The sequence below is a fragment of the Bacillus fonticola genome, from assembly GCF_012955605.1.
GTDB classification, from domain to species: Bacteria; Bacillota; Bacilli; order Bacillales; family JC228; genus Bacillus_CG; species Bacillus_CG fonticola.
Genome location: NZ_CP052135.1, coordinates 1471752 through 1491011 on the forward strand (window position 1 = coordinate 1471752; position 19260 = coordinate 1491011).

A 19260-nucleotide genomic window follows, 5' to 3' on the forward strand; every position below is an offset into this window, starting at 1 on the left:
GTTTTTTCCTTTACTTCTAATTTGTCACATGCAATACTAAATTCTTATAAACGATCAAATAGAAAATTGAGTATTGCGATTAGGAGGTGTCCCTACTATGGAAAATGGAGAATCAATGAGTTCATTAATGATCGTGGTGGCAATAGCCTTTTTTCTACCATTACTACTTAAAAGATTTCAACTCGGTTTTATCCCAGTCGTAGTTGCAGAAATTATAGCTGGGATCGTGATTGGACCGAGTGGCTTTAACGTCATTCGAGAAGATAATTGGCTTGAAATCTTATCAACTTTAGGCTTAATCTTTCTGATGTTTTTAAGCGGTGTGGAAATTGACTTCTCCACTATGCGGCAGAAAAGGAAGAAATCTTCTATAGAAAAATCTTCGACAAATAAGGGAACGCCGACAGTCTCCGTAAATCCTCTTGTACTTTCTGTAGTCATTTTTGCAGGTATGCTGGCACTATCATACGGTCTGTCTTTATTGATGATGCAATTCGGACTAGTAGATGATCCGTTCTTTATGACCATTATTTTAGCTACGGTTTCTTTAGGGGTAGTCGTTCCCGTATTAAAAGAAAGAGAAATTATTGACTCACCGTTAGGACAGACTGTGTTACTCGTTGCAGTTGTATCTGATTTTACAACGATGTTACTTTTTGCTTATTTTCTTGCTTATCAATCCGGAAATACAGCAACCGTGTTCTGGATTTTGTTACTCTTTGTGGCAGCATACTTCCTCTATTTCGTCCTAAGGCGATTTAATGAAGGTTCTTTTTACGAGTCCTTACGAAGAGGAACTACACAAATTGGGACACGCGGCGTATTTGCCCTTATTATTTTTCTAGTTGCCCTAAGTGAAACGTTAGGTGCGGAAAACATTTTAGGTGCATTTTTAGCAGGTGTACTCGTTTCTCTTTTGCAACCGCCGAAAGATTTTGTTCACCAACTGGACTCATTCGGGTATGGGTTTTTAATTCCGATTTTCTTTGTAATGGTCGGAGTCGATTTAAATCTTTTTTCATTATTTGAAGACATGACAGTGCTTGCAGTCATACCAGTCGTTTTCGTCGCATTGTATATCGTCCGGACATTACCAGTCTTGCTCATTCGTAAATGGTTCCCGTGGAGAGAGACGATCTCTTCCGGATTCATCTTAACTTCTACCATGAGTTTGGCGGTTGTAGCGGCGAGTGTGTCTTATGAGTTAGGCATTATTTCTGAAGCGTTAAATGGTGCTATCATTCTCGTATCTGTGGCAACTTGTCTCGTTTCACCAATCCTTTTTAACAAGTTCGCTCCAGAGAAAAAAGTGATAAGAGAAAGCATTGGGATTGTTGGTGCCAATCGCTACACGATTCCGCTCTCGTTAGATTTGCAAAAAAAAGGTGTACCAGTTGTTCTTTACAGTAAGAAGCAAGAAAAATTGATTCCAGAAGTACACACTGTGCATGGCTTTCCGCTCATTGAAGTGCCCGAAATCACTGCAGAGGCACTCGAAAAGGCAGGTGCTCACTCGCACACGAAAATGATTTTAGCTACGAATGATGACACAGTCAATGAAGAGCTGGCTAAGCAATTTAGTGACCTGCCTGTGCAACACCGTATCGTACGATTGGAAGACCCTCTCGTTAAAGAACGTCTAAAAGAAGATCATACGACTTTTTCAGTTACCGATGCTTCAACAACTCTATTGAAGGCGTTAATTTTAAGCCCAAGTATTTTAGGGTTCATTACGAAAGAACAAGATAACTTAAAAGAAATATCAGTACAAAACTATCGTTATGAGGGTGTACCGCTTAGGCAGCTCCCGTTCTTGGGTGATGTACTCGTGCTTCACGTTTACCGGCGTGGTAAAGGAATTACGCCTCACGGTGATACTGTGTTACAAATGGAAGACCGAATCATTGTGAGTGGAAGTGAAACGTGTATACAAAAAATGCAGGAAGAGCTATCATAGTTCTCCTGCATTTTTTTCACAGGGAAAAAGGTGATTTTTATTGGGAAACGAGGAATTACTTTACATTCTCACGTAAAGAACGGTACGATACATACTAAAGAAAGCTCTTTTACTAAATGTTTATTCTAGATACGTAACGGAGGAGAAACCGCATGGCAAAGAAATCAAAGCTCCAATTTTGGTTATTACAAATCTTAATTCTTGTAACCATCTTGTACATATCTAGTGAAATTGGATACATATTTCAACCGATAGGCTTGTTCTTGTCTACGCTATTTTTCCCTATTTTCATCTCTGGGTTCCTGTTTTACTTACTGAATCCACTCGTTAATTTAATTCAAAAGCTAAAAATTCCAAGAACACTGTCTATCATCATCGTATATGGACTCATTATCGGGGGGATCGTGCTTGCCATTAATATCATCGCGCCGACGGTAACAGAACAGTTTATTGACTTGGCGAACGAACTACCAGAGTACGTAGATGATACGATTGCACTCTTTAATTCACTTGCAAATAGTCCGCAATATCAATGGGTAATGCAACAAGAGTACGTCTCCATTCAAGATATTGAGCAGCGAGCCGCACAATTTGCTGAAACATTACCACGACAAATTACAGATGGAATCGGTGCAGTGTTAGGGTTTATGACGAATTTTACCATTACGGTCGTTACCGTGCCGTTCTTGCTGTTCTACATGTTTAAAGATGGGAATAAGTTTACAGAGTCTGTTCTGCGTTTTTTCCCACATAAGTACGAGAAGCCAGGGAAAGAAGCGATTCAAGAAACGAACAAAACGTTGGCATCCTATATACAAGGGCAAGTGACCGTAGCCTTATTTGTCGCAACACTCTCTTTTATTGGTTATTTAATTATCGACTTACCTTATGCCCTTGTGATGGTCCTGATTGTCATGGTGACCAATATTATACCGTACGTGGGTCCATTTTTAGGGGGGGCTCCTGCTGTCATCGTAGCCTTATTTGATTCGCCTACAAAAGCCATCTTTGTTGTGGTCGTCATTGTGGTCGCCCAACAAATTGAAGGGAACGTTTTGTCACCGCTCATCATTGGCAAGCAATTGAAAATCCATCCGGCGACGATTATTATTTTGTTACTAGGTGCAGGAAAACTAGCCGGTATTCTTGGATTGATTTTAGCCATTCCGTTTTATGCCGTTACGAAGACCATTGTGATTCACATCGTCAAGTTCATTTATGCTTCAAGAGAAGAACAAACTGAAGAGAAGTGGAAACCTACAGATACCTAAAGCAAAGCACAAATTTGCACGCTGCTTTTTAGGCGCTATCCATGAACTACCTGTATAGAATAATGGCTTTATTGAAATGGTAGAAAGGAGAAGATAGAGAGGGTGATGGAACGTGGGCCAGCTAACGCATTCATTTCAAGTCACAGACGATTGTATAGGGTTTAAAACTATTTTAGTTAATTTGTATGTGATTCAAATAGAAGGACGAGTCATTATGGTAGATGCAGGCGTTTCCTTATCAGCTTCGACATTGCGTGCCTGGTTTCGTAATAAATTTCAAAAGGAAACACCGGATGCAGTCATTTTAACGCATGCGCATTTTGATCATATCGGTGCGATTTCTTCCTTCCTGCAACACGGTGAGTTTCCTATTTATTTGCACGAAAATGAAAGAACTTATGCGGAAGGAAACCCTTATCTCCCGCCAGATCCAACAGTAGGGGGAGGGGCGCTAGCTTTATCATCCATACTATATCCACGCAAGTGTGAATCCTTCGCAGCGCACGTCCGCGTTCTCAGTGGAGAAGAGGGCGCTATAGACCTACTGCCCGGATGGACCTGGTTTTCCACACCTGGTCATACCCCCGGTCACATTTCGTTATTCCGAGAACGTGACCGGCTGCTATTAGCTGGGGATGCTTTAACAACTGTGAAGCAAGAATCACTAGTTGCGGTTTGGAAACAAGAACAAATCCTTCACGGTCCACCCCAATATTACACACCAGACTGGATCGCAGCTGAGGAATCTGCACGCTGGATCGTTTCCAAACGACCTACACACCTGGCTACAGGACATGGGGTACCGATGAAAGGGGACATGTTACCTCACCAACTAGATCAGTACGTTGATGAATTCAAACGTTTAGCTGTTCCAAAAAAAGGACGCTACGTACACACACAAGATACCAATAGCATAAAGGGTACATCATCCCCATGAGAAAGAGTGCGAAACAGCACTCTTTTTTCTATCCAAATAGTTATACATGCCTCGCTTCTGTCCATTCCTTTTTTTCACCTAGCATTTTATCGTCTGCTGAGGTGAGAATTTGTTCGCGCTCAGTCCTTTTCTAGGGCTACATCCACACTCATTTAGCATTTAGACAGACTTAGAGAGTTATAGAAGTATCGTTTGGTGTTCACCTATGCATAACATTTCGTTCAAAGGGTCACATTACTCACTACAGATATTACTACGTGTGGAGTGAGTTTTATGGAAACATCGATGATTCGACTATCACAAAATTTACGAGAAAACGTAACAACGCTTCAACATGAATTTTCTTTTCCGGCAAACCAAGATTTTGTCGTAAGAACAATAGCAGAAAAGAGTGTAGCCATTTTATTTCTTCAAGGACTCGTGAAGGAATTTTTCATTGAGGAGCACGTCGCCCCACTGTTGACCACGGGTGATTTAAACTCTTTTGTTAGCGGAGACAGCGTTCAAGTGAAGTTACAAGGGTGGGATGAAAGAAAGGTAGAGACCGTTCAAGAAGCTACAATAGCCCTCCTACAAGGACGAACACTCATCTTAATTGACGGCGACAAAACAGCATACTCGATTAATACAGCACACGTTCCTCATAGAAACTTAGAAAAACCAGAAATAGAGGACAGTATGAAGGGCCCTAAAGAAGCATTTATTGAATCTAGCGACGTGAATCGTGCATTGATTCGAAAACAGCTTCCAACAAAAGAGTTGGTTACAGAGAAGGTTTCAGTAGGTGACTCGATGCCAACGAGCGTATACATGATGTACATTCGGGATATTGCAAATCCTGCTCTCGTTGAAAACATTAAAGAAAGAGTGTCTGACATTCAAGCTGAACACATTCAGAACTTATCTATACTCGAGCAGTACATTGAGGAAAGGCCATACTCTCTCGTACCCACTACACTTGTGACTGAGCGTCCCGATCGTGCCGTTAGTTTTTTGAAAGAAGGACATGTCGTGCTGTTAATGGATAGCTCATCAGAAGCTCTCATTACGCCCGTTACTTTTTGGTCATTTTTCCACACGGCGGAGGACTATTATCAACGCTGGGCTTATGGAAACTTAATGCGACTCGTTCGATTATTTGCCTTTTTCATAGCGCTTTTTTTACCAGCTACGTATATTGCTGTAACAAACTACCATGTAGAAGCCATACCGACCGAACTACTATTCACAATCGCAGCTACTAGAGAGACGGTGCCTTTTCCAGCTATATTCGAACTTATTCTCATTGAACTTACGTTTGACATCGTCAGGGAAGCAGGGTTGAGGATGCCATTCAAAGGGGGACCTGTCGTTTCGCTTCTTGCCGCTCTAATCCTTACGATTACCTCAGTTCAAGCAGGCATCGCAAGTCCTGTCATTATTACTGTAGTTGGACTAGCTAGTTTAGCCTCCTATACCATCCCGACAAACAGCTTTAACTTTACCGTGCGAATTACCCGTTTTGGATTTATTGGGTTAGCTTCCGTCCTCGGATTTTTTGGTATTGCGATCGGCGTACAAGCTTGTGTTGCGTATTTAGCATCTGTGAAATCTTTCGGGGTCCCCTTTATTTCGCCGATGGCACCTCATACACAATCTTCCAAGGACTTGATTTTGCGTCCACCTGTTTGGAAAATGTGGCTGCGTCCGATGAATCTATCTCCACTGAAGAAACAAAGAGGAGAAAAAGTAGAGAAAGAGAGGGTGAGGCGATGAACATCTCCAATGGAAAAATAGGAACACGTGAACTTTTAGCGCTTATTTTATTGACTGTAGGCTTAAAGCAAACAGATGTGACACCAACTGCTTTATTCCCCTATGGTTTGACGGCGACTTGGATGTTTCCAATTATCTCTGCAATCTTGCTTATCGTCCCCTTTCTTCTTCTTTTACGCGTGTTAAAGAGACACGAGAATAAAGATCTAATTCAGCTTACTTATGATCTAACCGGAAACTATATTGGATTTGTTATTAGTTTGCTACTGTTTATTTTTATATTTAGCACGACTGTATCCTACTCAAGGTCAACAGTGGATACTTTAAATACACTCTTTTTCCCGAAAACACCGCAAGTCATTCTTTACGTATCTCTACTTGCTGTTGGCTATTTTATTGCGAGCAAAGGTCTTGAGGTTTTGGGAAGAACGTCTTGGCTAACCGCTCCGTACTTGTTCATTGCTTTATTCATTTTGCTTGTCCTTTTATGGCATGCAATGGAATGGCATCATGTAAAACCGTTTGGTGGCCCTGGAATGGGTGAGTTGCTCTACGAGGGAGGCAGGCACAGTTATCTTGTGGGTGAGTTTATATTGTTTACTGTGCTGTATCCTTGTCTGCGCTCTCATAGAGAGTTCCGTATTGCCAGCTTGCTTGGGATATTCATTGTGACGATCGAATTGACGATATTTTATGCTGCGTTTCTGATGGTGTACGATTATCCCTCGGTTGAAAACATTGCTTTTCCTTTTCAACAATTAACGCGCATTGTTGATTTAGGTCGTGTGTTTAGTAACGCCGAGTCGTTATTTTTAGGATTCTGGGCGATCGCAACGATTACACGCACTGCAATTTATCTCTATATTACTGTCACGATCTTTGCTTATATGCTGAAACTAAAAGCATTTGGACCGCTGTTTTTACCCTTTACAGGAGTCATTTTCTTTCTTGGTTTAGTTCCTGAATCGAACATCGAAAACGTTCTCTTTTTACGTGAGAGCTTATTGCTTCAACTCAATTGGCTTTTTATTCTTGTTCTGCCAGTACTCCTATGGATTTTAGATAACAGAAGGAAACGGAGGAGGGTGGGATGAGACGAATGAATCAGCTTTTCTTCGTGTTTATGTGTCTATTCAGTATTGCCGGTTGTAATGATATTTCGCAACTTGAAGAGTTTACATTTCCTATTGCTGTGGGTGTTGACCTAGGGGAAGAGGATTTGTTGGAGATTACGTTTCAACTTGCCAATCCAAGTAAGGGAGTTCCGAACTTGGGCAGTTCGGTGGATGAGAAACCATCGGAAATTATTACAATAAGCGCACCAGATATAAATGCAGCAAGAGAGCTAGCCAACATATCTGATGCAAAGGAAATTCAATTTTCTCACGTGAAAAATCTCATTCTTAGTGAAGCATTAGCGCGATCTGATAAGTTCGAGGAAGTCATTAAATCAACCATGCGGGAACGGCAATATCGTCGAAATATTAATCTTGTCATTTCGAAGGAGCGAGCTCAAGATTTTATACGTGCTAATGAGCCACAACTTGAACAAAGACCGCATAAATTTTTCGAGTTAATGGTCAGTAGATGGAATCAAACAGGATTAATGCCAGAATCAACATTGAACCGCTACTTGGAAAAAAGCCAAAGTAAAAACTCAACCTTCCTGATGATGTATGCAACAGCGACGCAGTTACAGCCTGAGCTAAAAACTGGCGATGAGTATGAAGCGGGGGAAGTCGATAAGAGGGGTGGGAATCCTACCCAAATGATTGGAGCAGCAGTCATTCAAGACGGCCGTATGATGCAAACTCTGAACGGTGAACAGACAAGGTCCGCTCTATTGCTTAGACCGGGATCTAGGATGGACACCATGCTCACAACTTTCGTCGATCCACTTCAAACAGACAAAATTGTTTCTACGCGATTAGTTAAAAGCGAATCATCTAAAGTGGATATACAAACAAAAGAAGAGCGGCCGGCAGTAGATGTTACCGTCCCTGTAAGTGTCCACATATTAAGCGTTCCGAGCAAAATTGATTACGTAACGAATGAAAAAAACAGGGAGACCTTAAAAGCTTCTATCGAGAAACAATTAGCGGAAGAGGCGTACACAATCATTCATTTTTCACAAAGAAGAAAATTCGAACCTTTCTTGTGGTCAGACACCGTCCGCGGACAGTTTTGGACGTGGCAAGACTATAAAGATTATAGGTGGAGCGAAAAATACTCGAAGGCAGACGTAACTGTAACATTTCACGTAGAAATGAACACTTTCGGAAAACAAATACAACCTACTATGTAAGGGCCAGGATTCTCTAGTCGTAACGATGGAAGGAGGAGAGTTCATGTTTTGGATGTACATTGCCTCACTGTATCTCCTTACTTATACGTTTCGATTTGCCTTTGCAGTATGGAAGGAAGGGAACGTATTCGCGAGTATTTTCATAATGGTCATTGTTGGAGGAGGGCTGCTCGTTTTACCTGCTGTAGTGGGGTAAGCGTAATAAGTCTCCTTGTCATCCTAAATCTACTGTGATTACCAATCGTAAGGTATAATTCCTTTCATTTCATTCACAATAACCATAAGCAAAACAAGTTGTAACTATGACGACGTAAGGGAGGATTACATAATGGAGAACAAGGAACAAGTAAAGCTAACTGCTTCTGAACTAGCTGCTCTTTGGTCAGCCTATATAAACGATACGATGTCTCTCTGCTTTGTACAATATTTCAAAGAAAAAAATAAAGATCCACAAATAGCTCCAGCAATTGAAAAGGCGTACCATATGTCAACAACTCACTTACAAAAATTGCGAGAGCTATACGAAAAAGAAGAACTACCATTGCCCATCGGATTTGGAAAAGAAGATGTGAATGTAGATGCCGAGCAGTTGTACAGCGATATGTTTGCCCTCACATTTGTTGAAAATATGGCAAAAGTGGGGATGGTGACGTATAGTGCCGCCACTGGTGTCAGCACTAGAAAGGATGTTAGACACTATTTTATGGGCGGGTTACAGGAGTCAGCTGAATTGTTTGATCTTTCATCAGAAATTGGCCTGAAAACAGGACTTTTCGTCAGAGCTCCATTCATTCCGTACCCAACACAAGTTGATTTTGTCGATAAAAAAAGCTATTTAAGTGGATATAGTATGTTTAATAAGCAGAGACCTCTCAATGCGATCGAAATCTCTCACCTGTACATGAACATTCAAACGAATTTAATGGGATCACGTATCGCATTAAGCTTTGCACAAGCGTCCCCGACGAAAGAAGTTCAGGATTTTATGTTGAGAGGGAAAGATATTTCTGAAAAGCACATAAAAATTTTTTCGGATGTTATGTTGGAAAATGGTATTCAACCACCCATCTCTTCAGATATAAGTATTACGAATTCAACCGTACCCCCTTTTTCCGATAAATTGATGGTATTCTTTATGAGTTTACTGAGTACGGCCGGTGTCGGAAACTACGCAGCGGCTGCTTCAGCAAGTCAAAGAAGTGATTTAGTCGTCAATTATGAGCGACTTTCTTTAGAAATCGGGAAGTACGCAAAAACAGGGGCTGATTTAATGATTCAAAATGGTTATCTCGAGGAGCCACCTGGAACAGTAGATAAAGAAAAACTGGTACAAACGAAAAAAGAGTGAGTTGCTGGGGACCTGCACACGGTAAAATAAATGGATATTTTATTCCATATCTGATTATGTATAAAATGCCTGCTTTTATGCATAATACGAAAAATTATAGTCTCATTAAATCAGGAGGTAAAGTACATGGAGAATAAGGAACAAATAAAATTGGTCTCCTCAGAACTAGCTGCTCTTTGGTCTGCTTATATTAACGACAGTATGTGCTTATGTTTTTTACAATATTTCAAGGAGAAAAATGAAGATATTGAGATTGCGCCCACCATCGAAAAGGCGTCAAGTATGGTAATATCACACTTACAAAAACTACGCATCCTGTTTGAAAAAGAAGGCATTCCTTTGCCAAATGCTTTTAGTAAGACGGATGTTCATCTGGATGCGCCACGTCTGTATAATGACGTGTTTTTCCTAATGTTTATTCAAAATATGGGGAGAGTCGGGATGGTTACATACTCGGGGGCAGTTGTCATGAGTGCAAGAAGGGATATTAGACACTACTTTAAGCACGTATTAGAAGAATCTGCTGAGTTATACGATCTATCTGTAGAAATTGGTTTGCAAAAGGGCACTTTGGTGAGAGCCCCCTTTATCCCGTATCCGAAACAAATAGATTTTGTTGATAAGAAAAATTATTTGAGTGGTTTTCATTTATTTAGTGAGAAGAGACCATTGAGTGCGGTTGAAATATCACATTTGCATATGAATACGCAAACGAATATTTTAGGAGAGCGTATCGCACTTAGTTTCGCACAAGTTTCACCAAATAAAGATGTTCAAAAATACATGATGAGAGGAAAAGAAATTTCAGCAAAGCACGTTAAAATTTTTTCAGATACCATGCTCCAGAACGACATACACTCGCCAATTTCCGCAAGTGAACTCGTGACAAACTCTACAGTCCCGCCTTTTTCTGATAAATTGATGGTATTTTTTATGAGTTTACTTACCACAGCAGGAATTGGGAACTATGCGGTTGCAGCTTCGGCTAGTCAAAGAAACGACCTTGTCGGTAATTATGAACGACTCTCATTAGAAATTGGACAGTACGCCAAAGATGGAGCTGATTTAATGATCAAGCACGGTTACCTGGAACAACCACCAGGAACTATGAATAAGGAAAAATTAGCACGGACAAAAAAATGAATTTACGAAGAAAAAACGCGAGCAATCGGTTGAGAAACAGGTTGCTTTTTCATTTGGAGATTTTACGAATGGATTTATTTTGTACAGGCAACAAAAGTCCTTTGTGCAGAATACTTTACCAACCTCTTTACTGACGATTGCAACCGACAAGTATTCATCAGAGGTGGGATTGTTTTGTTTCACATAAAAACCGATCCTTTAGTTGACTAGCGAGGATCGGCTTTAAACGTTTATAAGCAAGCGTATAAGCTCATTCTGTGACACCAGATTCCGTAATTTGTACATGAGCATTCACAGTGAACTCTAGTTCTGGATACACTTCCTCTTTCCACTTCTTATAATCAAACCCTTTTGTTTGTTGCTTGACAGTTTGACCAATGGCTACAGGATCGATACCTAGTTCTTGAAATTGTTCCAACAAACGTAAGCTAGTTTCTTCAATTTTTTCTTGTAAGTTTTTCTCAATTTGTTTGTAGTGTTCTGTTGTTAAAGAAGGACCAGAATATTCTTTTATGAAACCGGTTATATCCACGTTCATCGTAATCTTATCCTCCTCTTTGTTGACAACACATTCATGCTTTGAGCTTATGCCTTTGACAGCAACTTTTCCTTCATTATAGGGAGCGAGAAGAGTACCTTCTGCGTACATGTCTACTAGTAGTTTAAAACTAAACATGTCTTCTTGTGCTACCTTTCCAACCATTTTATCATCACGGAAAAGCGCAACGCCCGTGATTGCTATATTTCCCTTCTCCTTATCCCCAGTGCCTTCTTTCTTTATGAGCGGAAGGTACGAATCAGCGCCCTTATCGTATAAAAGGTTGAAGAATAAATGTAAGTTACTTAAAGGCAAGTCTCCTCGTCTCATGTTATGTTGCAGAATTTGACTTACGTAAAGACCTGTTTCTGATTCGCCAAACTTAGATGTTAATAACTCCTCAGCATTTCCATCTACTATGGCTACACGTAACGTTGTACTTACACTTGGATTTCGCTGTAGAGAGTCAAAAATTTGATTCGTTTCATCCTCCGCCAGCTTGTTCCCGATTAGCACAACGTCCATCGAACCAGGACCAAGAGGATTTGGGGACTGTTTCTGCATATCTGCTATAATATCTTGGCTAATTTCACTTTCTGAGCTAAAAACAGTCTCTTCTGTTGGTGCATCTTGCTGGTAAACGGGAACGATGGCTGTTCCTATAATAAGATCGTTCGATGCTAGATCATAGCCTAATCCACTTATAATATTTGTCTCGTCTAGTACTTCCGTTTCCACACAACCGGACAAAAGAACGAGCACAAGCAGCACTAAACCGATTTGAAGCGTGTAAGTGTATCGTACTCCTCGTAAACATCTCAACTTGCACAACTCCTTCCCAACGACACATACCTTTAGATTGACCGTTTCCATGAATGCTATACTACCTGACTTTGCAACAATCATCTCGGCAATTATTACGTTGTACGCTTGGGATGAAAGCATAGGAGCTTACAACAATCACGTTTAGTTAACACGTATTCGCTTTTTGTCCAATACTTTACTATTTACCTACCGCTAGCGGAAAATTCCGCATTAACCCTAGGGCATCTGTCGTTCCTAATTGTACAAGTCCCCATACAATAATGGTGTAAGCAGGAGAGGGAGGTGGCAGAGCATGAAGAAAGAGCTCAAAGAATTTTTACAAGGTGGCCTCAAGCAAAAAAACGAGATGATGAACATACTCGTTGAAGATGTGCTAAAGAAAAATGGGGTGGATAAAGACTCGTTAAGAAATCTACCTGATAGCCAAAAAAATCAAATTAAAAAGGTCGCCCAAGATGTGCAACGCCAAATTAATGAGTTACTCAAGTAAAGGAGGAATAGTAATGGGAAAAAAGAATAATTTAGATGCACCGGTTCGCTACCGTAGACGCTCCGATTGTGATAAGCGAGCCGAAAAAAATTGTTATAACGGGTGTAAGAGACGTCATGATGAAGAAAATACAGAATGGAATGCGCTAGAATCATTCCGTAGAAACCCAACATCTCTTGATGACGCAGCTGTAGAGCAAGAGGCAGATCAAAAAAACAAAACGGTTCAGTATTCCGAGGAATGCATTACTGTTATCGATTCTGCAGAGGTCGAGATCACTTCTACAGTGACACGTGCAGCTGTTTCTTTACAAGCTGCTCTTCAAGCCTCTATCGTACTCGTACTAAACATTTCTATCGGCGACAGCGAGAAAGCAGAAAAAATAGCACAAGAGCTCATGCAAAAATCACAAATTAAACAATTCAACTACCAACAAACGTATGTGAAAAATTCCCGCAAAGTGACGATCAGCACAACTGACACAGACCTTGCTGTGAATATCCAACTTCTGTTGCAAATTCTCGTTGCCTTACTCGTTAACCTCGATATCTTTTAAGACCAGCCTAAATTCGACAAGTACATGGTACTTGTCGAATTTTTTTATGGATAAAACTTGAGTAAGAATGAAAGAATTTACATAGGTAAAAAAGCGAGGAGGTCTTTGTTAGTGAATAGACAAAGCAGCCATCAAGATGGCACTACATCATCTACACAAGCTGAAGTGAAAATAGACCGCGGTGGTCACGAACTAATTAACGGTCACGACATACTGTCTTGTTACATTAACGTACTGGATCAATATTTATTGTTTAAAGGATCCATAAAAGAGAAGGGTCTTGTGCAAATCTTAGAACGTCAATACGCATTTGTAACCGTTCAATACAACAGAGTCGTCGAAGCCTATGCTACAGCACAAAAACCATCACAAGAAATGAAACCATACATGATGAAAGTGTCTAACGAGATCACATACGGAATGAAGTCTAAACAACCTAAAAAACCCAACCAATCAGCTACTGAGGTAAATGATGCAGGAATCTCCGGATATATGCTCGCTATGATGAAGTCAGCAGCTTCCAAGACAACAGCAACTGCGCTAGAGGTTGCCAATCCGGTTGTCAGGCGAGTACTCGTTGACAGCGTGCCGAACTTCGCTGAAATGGCATACGAGCTCTTTTTATATCAAAACCAGCAAGGATACTTCCCGGTGCCACAGTTAAACGAACAAGACTGGACGCAACTGCTGCAAGGATACGCACCATCGGAAACGAATATTCAGTTGCATTAAAAGTTTGATTATTCCAGTGTGTTGGACTCCTACATCATCTCTAATGTAAAAAACACCTCTCCAAACAAGAGGTGTTTTTTATAGGTAGTTGTTATCTAGTTGTGGATTTTTTTGAAAGAGTTTGAAACACTTACGAAGTGAGGTTGTGAAGCTTTTCTGAAAGCTGCTGAAGTTGAAGGTCATGCTTTGCAACGGTATTATAAAGAAATTTTTTGTCTTCTTCATCCCGGTCAAGTCGCTTTATAACTTCTTCAAAGCGCTCGTCTGTTCGCTTCTCCATCTGTACAAAGCGCTCGTCCATCCGTTCTTCCATGTCAATGAAGCGTTTGTTCACATCAGCAAAACCTTGGCTAACCAACGAACTCAATTCGCGAATCGCTTGCTTAACTTGTTGCATTTCTTCTGACATTTGTTCACCTCCTCACCCAAGAGTATAGCACACACCAGAACAGAAGAGTGAGAGTTTTGTCGAACCTGTCGAATTCCATTACTAGTCTGGAAAAACACTACCAGGGTGCAGATTTTACACACTAAATCAGCACATATCCAGACTAATTTATTAATAGGAATATGGTAGAAGGCTATTGTATTGAATGCGTTTACATGGTAATGTTTCTTTATACTGTTGTCAGAATGTTCTAATATATAGTGTGAAGGTATCTCAGAATCAAGAGTGAACTGTTCCTAGCTATGATTTCTGATATTTAAGAATATCCGAACCGAGAGGAAAACCACCTAATACCTATGAGTGTCATGGAAGGGTTCGGTGGTTTTTTTTTATAATTTTTTCACATTTAAGGAGGAATCACATGCAAAAGGTAAAAAATCGTTGGCTCATCGCAGCTTCCGCAGTGGGTATTCATATTTCTATAGGATCCGCTTATGCGTGGAGTGTTTTCACCAACCCTATGGCTGAAGCATTTGGTTGGGAAACGACGGAAATTTCGATGGCTTTCAGTATTGCTATCTTTATGTTAGGGATGGCAGCCGCATTTATGGGAAGATTTGTGGAAAAGCAAGGTCCAAGAAAATCAGGCATGTTAGCAGCCTTATTTTTTGGTATTGGTGTAGCTGGATCAGGCTTTGCAACAGCAATTGAATCCTTACCTTTATTGTATCTATTTTATGGAGTGATCGGGGGAATCGGCTTAGGTATTGGGTATATCGCACCGGTTTCTACCCTCGTTAAATGGTTTCCAGATCGACGTGGTCTAGCAACTGGGTTAGCCATCATGGGCTTCGGTTTTGCGGCACTATTAAGCGGTCCTGCAGCTGCATCACTGATAGAATCAGTAGGTATCTCAACAACTTTTTACGTTCTCGGTGCGATTTATTTTATCGTCATGATGCTTGCTTCTCAATATTTATCTCCGCCACCTGAGGGATGGGCTCCAAAAGGGTATAACGAAGCGGAACAATCTTCAAATAAACGAGTGAAAGTGAGAACGGATCTCTCACAACTGACAGCGAATGAAGCAATCAAAACACGCCGTTTTTGGATGCTATGGACGATGTTGTTTATTAACGTCACTTCCGGAATAGCGGTCATTGCGGTTGCCTCTCCAATGGCACAAGAGGTTTCAGGTATGACGCCGATTGCAGCAGCTACAATGGTTGGGCTGATGGGTCTCTTCAATGGCGGTGGAAGAATAGGCTGGGCATCATTATCTGATTATATCGGAAGACCTAACGTTTATACGGCTTTCTTTATTATCCAGATCGTAGCCTTTTTTACATTACCGATAGCATTTAGTGCTATTTTGTTCCAAGTTCTGATTTTTGCTATCTTAACATGTTATGGTGGTGGATTTGCCTCGGTACCAGCTTATATTGGAGACCTATTTGGAACTAAACAACTCGGTGCAATTCATGGCTATATTCTAACAGCATGGGCACTAGCAGGAGTCGTAGGTCCAATTCTTCTATCAACTATCTATGATTCTACAAATAGTTACAACATGACAATGTACATTTTTGGTGTGTTATTCGTTATCGCATTTGCTTTATCTCTGTGGATCCGTGCTGATATGAAAAGGTTAAGGAAAGAACAAGAAAATCCAAGTGCTAAACTAACTGGCATAACTAAGGAAGCGTAATAAAAGTGAAGTCACCATCAGTGGGGAGGGTTCACCTAACTGATGGTAAGTTTGTTTCTTGCTTGCTAAAAGTTTTTTTATATTGAAATAGTAAGAACGGAGGGATTTAGTTGGGGAAAACAAAACATACAGGTCCGGTTACATTACCTAAATCGCCGGATCCTAAACTGTGGGTAAGTAAAGTACCGTTTGGACTGGGTAAAATTAAACCACATCATATTCGCGATACGATGAAAGTGGCATGGGAAAACCGGGACAATCTTCCTTATGCAACGCGCATTTTGACAAAAGGCGTTTGTGATGGCTGTGCGCTTGGCGTATTAGGACTCCGTGACCAGACATTAACTGGGCCCCATTTGTGCACAACAAGATTAAACGTACTTAGATTAAATACTATGCCAGCCATGAAAGAGGAAGTTATCTATTCAGACATTGACGAATTAAGAGAGATGAGCAGTACGGAACTTCGAAAATTAGGGCGGATTCCGTTTCCACTCATCCGCAAGCCAGGGGAGAAGAAGTTTCGACGCCTGACCTGGAGTGAGGCACTTGATACCATTGCATACAAGCTAAAAAAACTTGATCCGAAGCAATACGCTTTTTATTTAACATCACGGGGGATTACAAATGAGACTTATTACACCGCGGGAAAAGTGGCCAGATTCCTTGGGACCAATAACATCGATAATGCCTCTCGTATTTGTCATTCTCCTTCCAAAACGGCATTAACTCGGTCTCTTGGCATAGGAGCTTCAAGCTGTAACTACCAAGATTGGATTGGAACAGATGTCCTCGTTTTCTGGGGATCAGTAGCAGCCAACAACCAACCTGTGTCAACAAAGTATATGTATGCGGCTAAACGAAAAGGAACGAAAATTATTATTATCAATCCATATTATGAACCTTCAATGGATCACTATTGGATTCCTTCGATCCCTGACTCTGCCTTGTTCGGAACAAAAATAGCGGATGATGTATACCAGGTCAATATCGGCGGCGACATTGCCTTCATACACGGGGTGATGAAACACTGGTTTCATATGGAAGAAAGTAAACCTGGATCTGCCATTGACCACGACTTTGTAAAAGCACACGTCAATGGATTTGAGGAACTTAAAGAAAAGACTACTTCTTATAAGTGGGAGCAGCTTGAGACATCATCTGGAATATCAAAAGGGCGCATGATCGAACTGGCTGAACTATTGGCAAAATCTAAGTCAGCAGTTTTTGTTTGGTCAATGGGCTTAACACAGCATCGTTTTGGCACGGATAACGTTTCACAAGTTGCTAATCTCGCAATGCTTCGCGGCTTTATTGGGCGAGAACACTGTGGTGTCATGCCCATCCGAGGGCACTCCGGTGTGCAAGGTTCAGGTGAAATGGGAGCTGATCCGTTCGTTCTCCCGGGTGGGGGAATGGACGAGGAAAATCGAAGACGGATAGAACAGCATTGGGGATTCGACATTCCAGATTGGCAAGGGGACATTGTCGGCGTATCACTTGAAAATGCACTGTTGCCAGATGACCATGACCGGAAACTAAAACTTTATTATATGTCAGGGGGGAATTTCTTAGAGACAATGCCTGATCCGAATTTCGTTAAACAGTGCCTTGAGAACGTGGATATACGTGTACATCAGGATATTATTTTCAACACATCCACATTGGTTGATGCGAAAGAGGCTGTTATAGTGCTGCCTGCAATGACTAGATATGAGCAGCCTGGTGGAGGAACTTCCACGTCTACCGAGCGTATGGTTTACCTTTCCCCAGAAATTAAGGGTCCGCGTATTGGTGAAGCCCGTGCGGAATGGGAAATTTATGTTGATCTTGCTAAACGAGTAAGGCCAGAACAAGAGCATCTGATAGATGTTAAGGAAGCACAAGAAATACGGGAAGAAATTGCTCGGACAGCACCGAAGTATGATGGGGTTCAGCACTTAGATCAAAAAGGCGATGTGTTCCAATGGGGAGGTGCTTGGTTATGTGAAGGTGGAGAATGTCCAACACCTGATGGAAAAGGAAACTTGATTGCGGCAGAGCTTCCTGAACTACGAAAACCAGAAGGACACTTTTATGTAACAACTCGTCGCGGGAAGCAATTTAATTCCATGATTTACAGTGACTCTGATCCGTTTAACGATGCAGATCGCTATGATGTACTTATGAATGAAGAAGATGGTAAAAAACATAACATTCAAGATGGCGATTCCATCGTGGTCTACAATCAATATGGATCTTTTCATGGTAAGGCAAAGTTTGTATCAGTTAAATCCGGGAATATCGAGGTCCATTGGCCAGAGGGAAATGCATTAATACCAAAGGGTGTGTATGAAAAATACGCAGGGATTCCAGAGTATAATACGGCTGTTATTATTGAAAAAGCAGAAACCTATTTTGCGCATAAAGATACAAAATACGTGGAAAAGAGGATTGAAGAGTTGGAGATGGAAGCTCATTAATTAAAAAGGGTGTGTGGAAACTTGCCCACGTTCATCCAGATTTATGATGTTACCAATGGATACGAGCGTTTCATATTGAGATAAGAAGTTACCCCCAGGGGATAACTTCAGGAAACCGAAGCCATCCGCGGTTAGAGGGTTATATCCGCGATCGGGGGGATATATCCGCGGTCAGAGGCAGATATCCGCGATCAGAGGGATATATCCGCGATCAGGGGAATATATCCGCGGTCAGGGGCAGATATCCGCGGTCAGAGGCAGATATCCGCGATCAGAGGGATATATCCGCGGTCAGGGGAATATATCCGCGGTCAGAGGGATATATCCGCGGTCAGGGGAATATATCCGCGGTTAGAGGAATATATCCGCGGTCAGAGGAATATATCCGCGATCAGAGGAATATATCCGCGGTCAGAGGCAGATATCCGCGGTCAGAGGCAGATATCCGCGGTCAGAGGCAGATATCCGCAATTAGAGGAATATATCCGCGATCAGGGGAATATATCCGCGAACAGGAGCCGATATCCGCGATCAGGGGAATATAGAAACGGGGTACGAGCCGCAGGGTCCTTGTCTATTAAAGTCAACCGAGGTTAATGAGCATATAACTTCAAAAACAAAAAAAGACGCCCTCAATAAGGGGCGTCTCCTTGCGTATTGAGGCGGTAGACTGCACGCCACATTCGTGCATTTTACTTTTGCTCAGTATGTCTATCGACTTACACAATTCAGCTCATCGCGTATTCACTATAGCATGGATGAAGTTTTTATACAATACGGTTATAGAGCATGCATATTAAAAAAGACCTATAAGGGATAAGTACTTGGGACAAGCCAAAAAATTT

Annotated in this window: 16 protein-coding genes; 14 read left to right on the plus strand and 2 right to left on the minus strand. The window is 41.3% G+C overall.

The features are described from left to right. Positions 1-97 precede the first annotated feature (97 nt). From HHK01_RS07245 to HHK01_RS07285, 9 genes are all read left to right on the plus strand, one after another. The gene (locus HHK01_RS07245) at positions 98-1957 is read left to right on the plus strand and encodes a cation:proton antiporter family protein (protein WP_170007164.1); all 1860 of its coding nucleotides are present in this window, start codon (positions 98-100) and stop codon (positions 1955-1957) included. 152 nt (positions 1958-2109) lie between these two features. Beyond that, entirely contained in the window at positions 2110-3228 is a 1119-nt protein-coding gene (locus HHK01_RS07250; RefSeq protein ID WP_170007165.1) for an AI-2E family transporter, read from the plus strand. Positions 3229-3340: 112 nt separating this feature from the next. Continuing rightward, a complete protein-coding gene (locus HHK01_RS07255; protein ID WP_170007166.1) occupies positions 3341-4165 on the plus strand; it encodes an MBL fold metallo-hydrolase in 825 nt (274 codons plus the stop codon). Positions 4166-4438: 273 nt separating this feature from the next. After that, positions 4439-5920 carry a spore germination protein gene (locus tag HHK01_RS07260; RefSeq protein WP_170007167.1) on the plus strand — a complete coding sequence of 494 codons (1482 nt, stop codon included), beginning with the start codon at positions 4439-4441 and terminating at the stop codon, positions 5918-5920. Continuing rightward, positions 5917-7014, plus strand: coding sequence for a GerAB/ArcD/ProY family transporter (locus tag HHK01_RS07265; protein ID WP_170007168.1), 1098 nt, complete (start codon positions 5917-5919; stop codon positions 7012-7014). The genes HHK01_RS07260 and HHK01_RS07265 overlap by 4 nt, the downstream gene beginning before the upstream one ends. Beyond that, entirely contained in the window at positions 7011-8225 is a 1215-nt protein-coding gene (locus tag HHK01_RS07270; RefSeq protein WP_170007169.1) for a Ger(x)C family spore germination protein, read from the plus strand. The genes HHK01_RS07265 and HHK01_RS07270 overlap by 4 nt, the downstream gene beginning before the upstream one ends. Before the next feature lie 43 nt (positions 8226-8268). Next, the gene (locus HHK01_RS07275) at positions 8269-8421 is read left to right on the plus strand and encodes a hypothetical protein (RefSeq protein ID WP_170007170.1); all 153 of its coding nucleotides are present in this window, start codon (positions 8269-8271) and stop codon (positions 8419-8421) included. 132 nt (positions 8422-8553) lie between these two features. Continuing rightward, the gene (locus HHK01_RS07280; RefSeq protein WP_170007171.1) at positions 8554-9573 is read left to right on the plus strand and encodes a DUF3231 family protein; all 1020 of its coding nucleotides are present in this window, start codon (positions 8554-8556) and stop codon (positions 9571-9573) included. A gap of 126 nt (positions 9574-9699) precedes the next feature. After that, positions 9700-10716: a DUF3231 family protein gene (locus tag HHK01_RS07285; RefSeq protein ID WP_170007172.1), complete on the plus strand. Its 1017-nt coding sequence runs from the start codon at positions 9700-9702 to the stop codon at positions 10714-10716. 250 nt (positions 10717-10966) lie between these two features. Here the strand turns inward: HHK01_RS07285 and HHK01_RS07290 are convergent, their stop codons facing one another. Then, on the minus strand, positions 10967-12076 hold the full coding sequence (locus HHK01_RS07290) for a Ger(x)C family spore germination protein (RefSeq protein WP_170007173.1): 1110 nt from the start codon (positions 12074-12076) through the stop codon (positions 10967-10969). 295 nt (positions 12077-12371) lie between these two features. Here HHK01_RS07290 and HHK01_RS07295 point away from each other — a divergent pair, with 295 nt between their 5' ends. The 3 genes from HHK01_RS07295 (at position 12372) to HHK01_RS07305 (ending at position 13857) form a co-directional block, all read left to right on the plus strand. Next, the gene (locus tag HHK01_RS07295) at positions 12372-12569 is read left to right on the plus strand and encodes a spore coat protein (protein ID WP_170007174.1); all 198 of its coding nucleotides are present in this window, start codon (positions 12372-12374) and stop codon (positions 12567-12569) included. A gap of 13 nt (positions 12570-12582) precedes the next feature. Next, the gene (locus HHK01_RS07300) at positions 12583-13125 is read left to right on the plus strand and encodes a spore coat protein (protein WP_170007175.1); all 543 of its coding nucleotides are present in this window, start codon (positions 12583-12585) and stop codon (positions 13123-13125) included. 111 nt (positions 13126-13236) lie between these two features. After that, complete coding sequence (locus HHK01_RS07305; protein WP_228027699.1) at positions 13237-13857, plus strand: spore coat protein; 621 nt, start codon at positions 13237-13239, stop codon at positions 13855-13857. A 130-nt stretch (positions 13858-13987) separates the two neighbouring features. Here the strand turns inward: HHK01_RS07305 and HHK01_RS07310 are convergent, their stop codons facing one another. Next, positions 13988-14266 carry a hypothetical protein gene (locus tag HHK01_RS07310; RefSeq protein ID WP_170007176.1) on the minus strand — a complete coding sequence of 93 codons (279 nt, stop codon included), beginning with the start codon at positions 14264-14266 and terminating at the stop codon, positions 13988-13990. A gap of 400 nt (positions 14267-14666) precedes the next feature. Here HHK01_RS07310 and HHK01_RS07315 point away from each other — a divergent pair, with 400 nt between their 5' ends. Together HHK01_RS07315 and HHK01_RS07320 are read left to right on the plus strand one after the other, a co-directional pair. Beyond that, positions 14667-15953 (plus strand): L-lactate MFS transporter, encoded by a 1287-nt coding sequence (locus HHK01_RS07315; RefSeq protein ID WP_170007177.1) that lies wholly within the window; start codon positions 14667-14669, stop codon positions 15951-15953. Between the two features lie 110 nt (positions 15954-16063). After that, positions 16064-18415 (plus strand): FdhF/YdeP family oxidoreductase, encoded by a 2352-nt coding sequence (locus tag HHK01_RS07320; protein ID WP_170007178.1) that lies wholly within the window; start codon positions 16064-16066, stop codon positions 18413-18415. The last annotated feature ends 845 nt before the right edge of the window (positions 18416-19260 follow it).

Bases quoted from the DNA above. Each gene is read 5' to 3' on its own strand.
- HHK01_RS07260 (WP_170007167.1), top strand. From the start codon at position 4,439: ATGGAAACATCGATGATTCGACTATCACAAAATTTACGAGAAAACGTA.
- HHK01_RS07270 (WP_170007169.1), top strand. From the start codon at position 7,011: ATGAGACGAATGAATCAGCTTTTCTTCGTGTTTATGTGTCTATTCAGT.
- HHK01_RS07295 (WP_170007174.1), top strand. From the start codon at position 12,372: ATGAAGAAAGAGCTCAAAGAATTTTTACAAGGTGGCCTCAAGCAAAAA.
- HHK01_RS07250 (WP_170007165.1), top strand. From the start codon at position 2,110: ATGGCAAAGAAATCAAAGCTCCAATTTTGGTTATTACAAATCTTAATT.
- HHK01_RS07275 (WP_170007170.1), top strand. From the start codon at position 8,269: ATGTTTTGGATGTACATTGCCTCACTGTATCTCCTTACTTATACGTTT.
- HHK01_RS07300 (WP_170007175.1), top strand. From the start codon at position 12,583: ATGGGAAAAAAGAATAATTTAGATGCACCGGTTCGCTACCGTAGACGC.
- HHK01_RS07315 (WP_170007177.1), top strand. From the start codon at position 14,667: ATGCAAAAGGTAAAAAATCGTTGGCTCATCGCAGCTTCCGCAGTGGGT.
- HHK01_RS07285 (WP_170007172.1), top strand. From the start codon at position 9,700: ATGGAGAATAAGGAACAAATAAAATTGGTCTCCTCAGAACTAGCTGCT.
- HHK01_RS07245 (WP_170007164.1), top strand. From the start codon at position 98: ATGGAAAATGGAGAATCAATGAGTTCATTAATGATCGTGGTGGCAATA.
- HHK01_RS07265 (WP_170007168.1), top strand. From the start codon at position 5,917: ATGAACATCTCCAATGGAAAAATAGGAACACGTGAACTTTTAGCGCTT.
- HHK01_RS07280 (WP_170007171.1), top strand. From the start codon at position 8,554: ATGGAGAACAAGGAACAAGTAAAGCTAACTGCTTCTGAACTAGCTGCT.
- HHK01_RS07310 (WP_170007176.1), bottom strand. From the start codon at position 14,266: ATGTCAGAAGAAATGCAACAAGTTAAGCAAGCGATTCGCGAATTGAGT.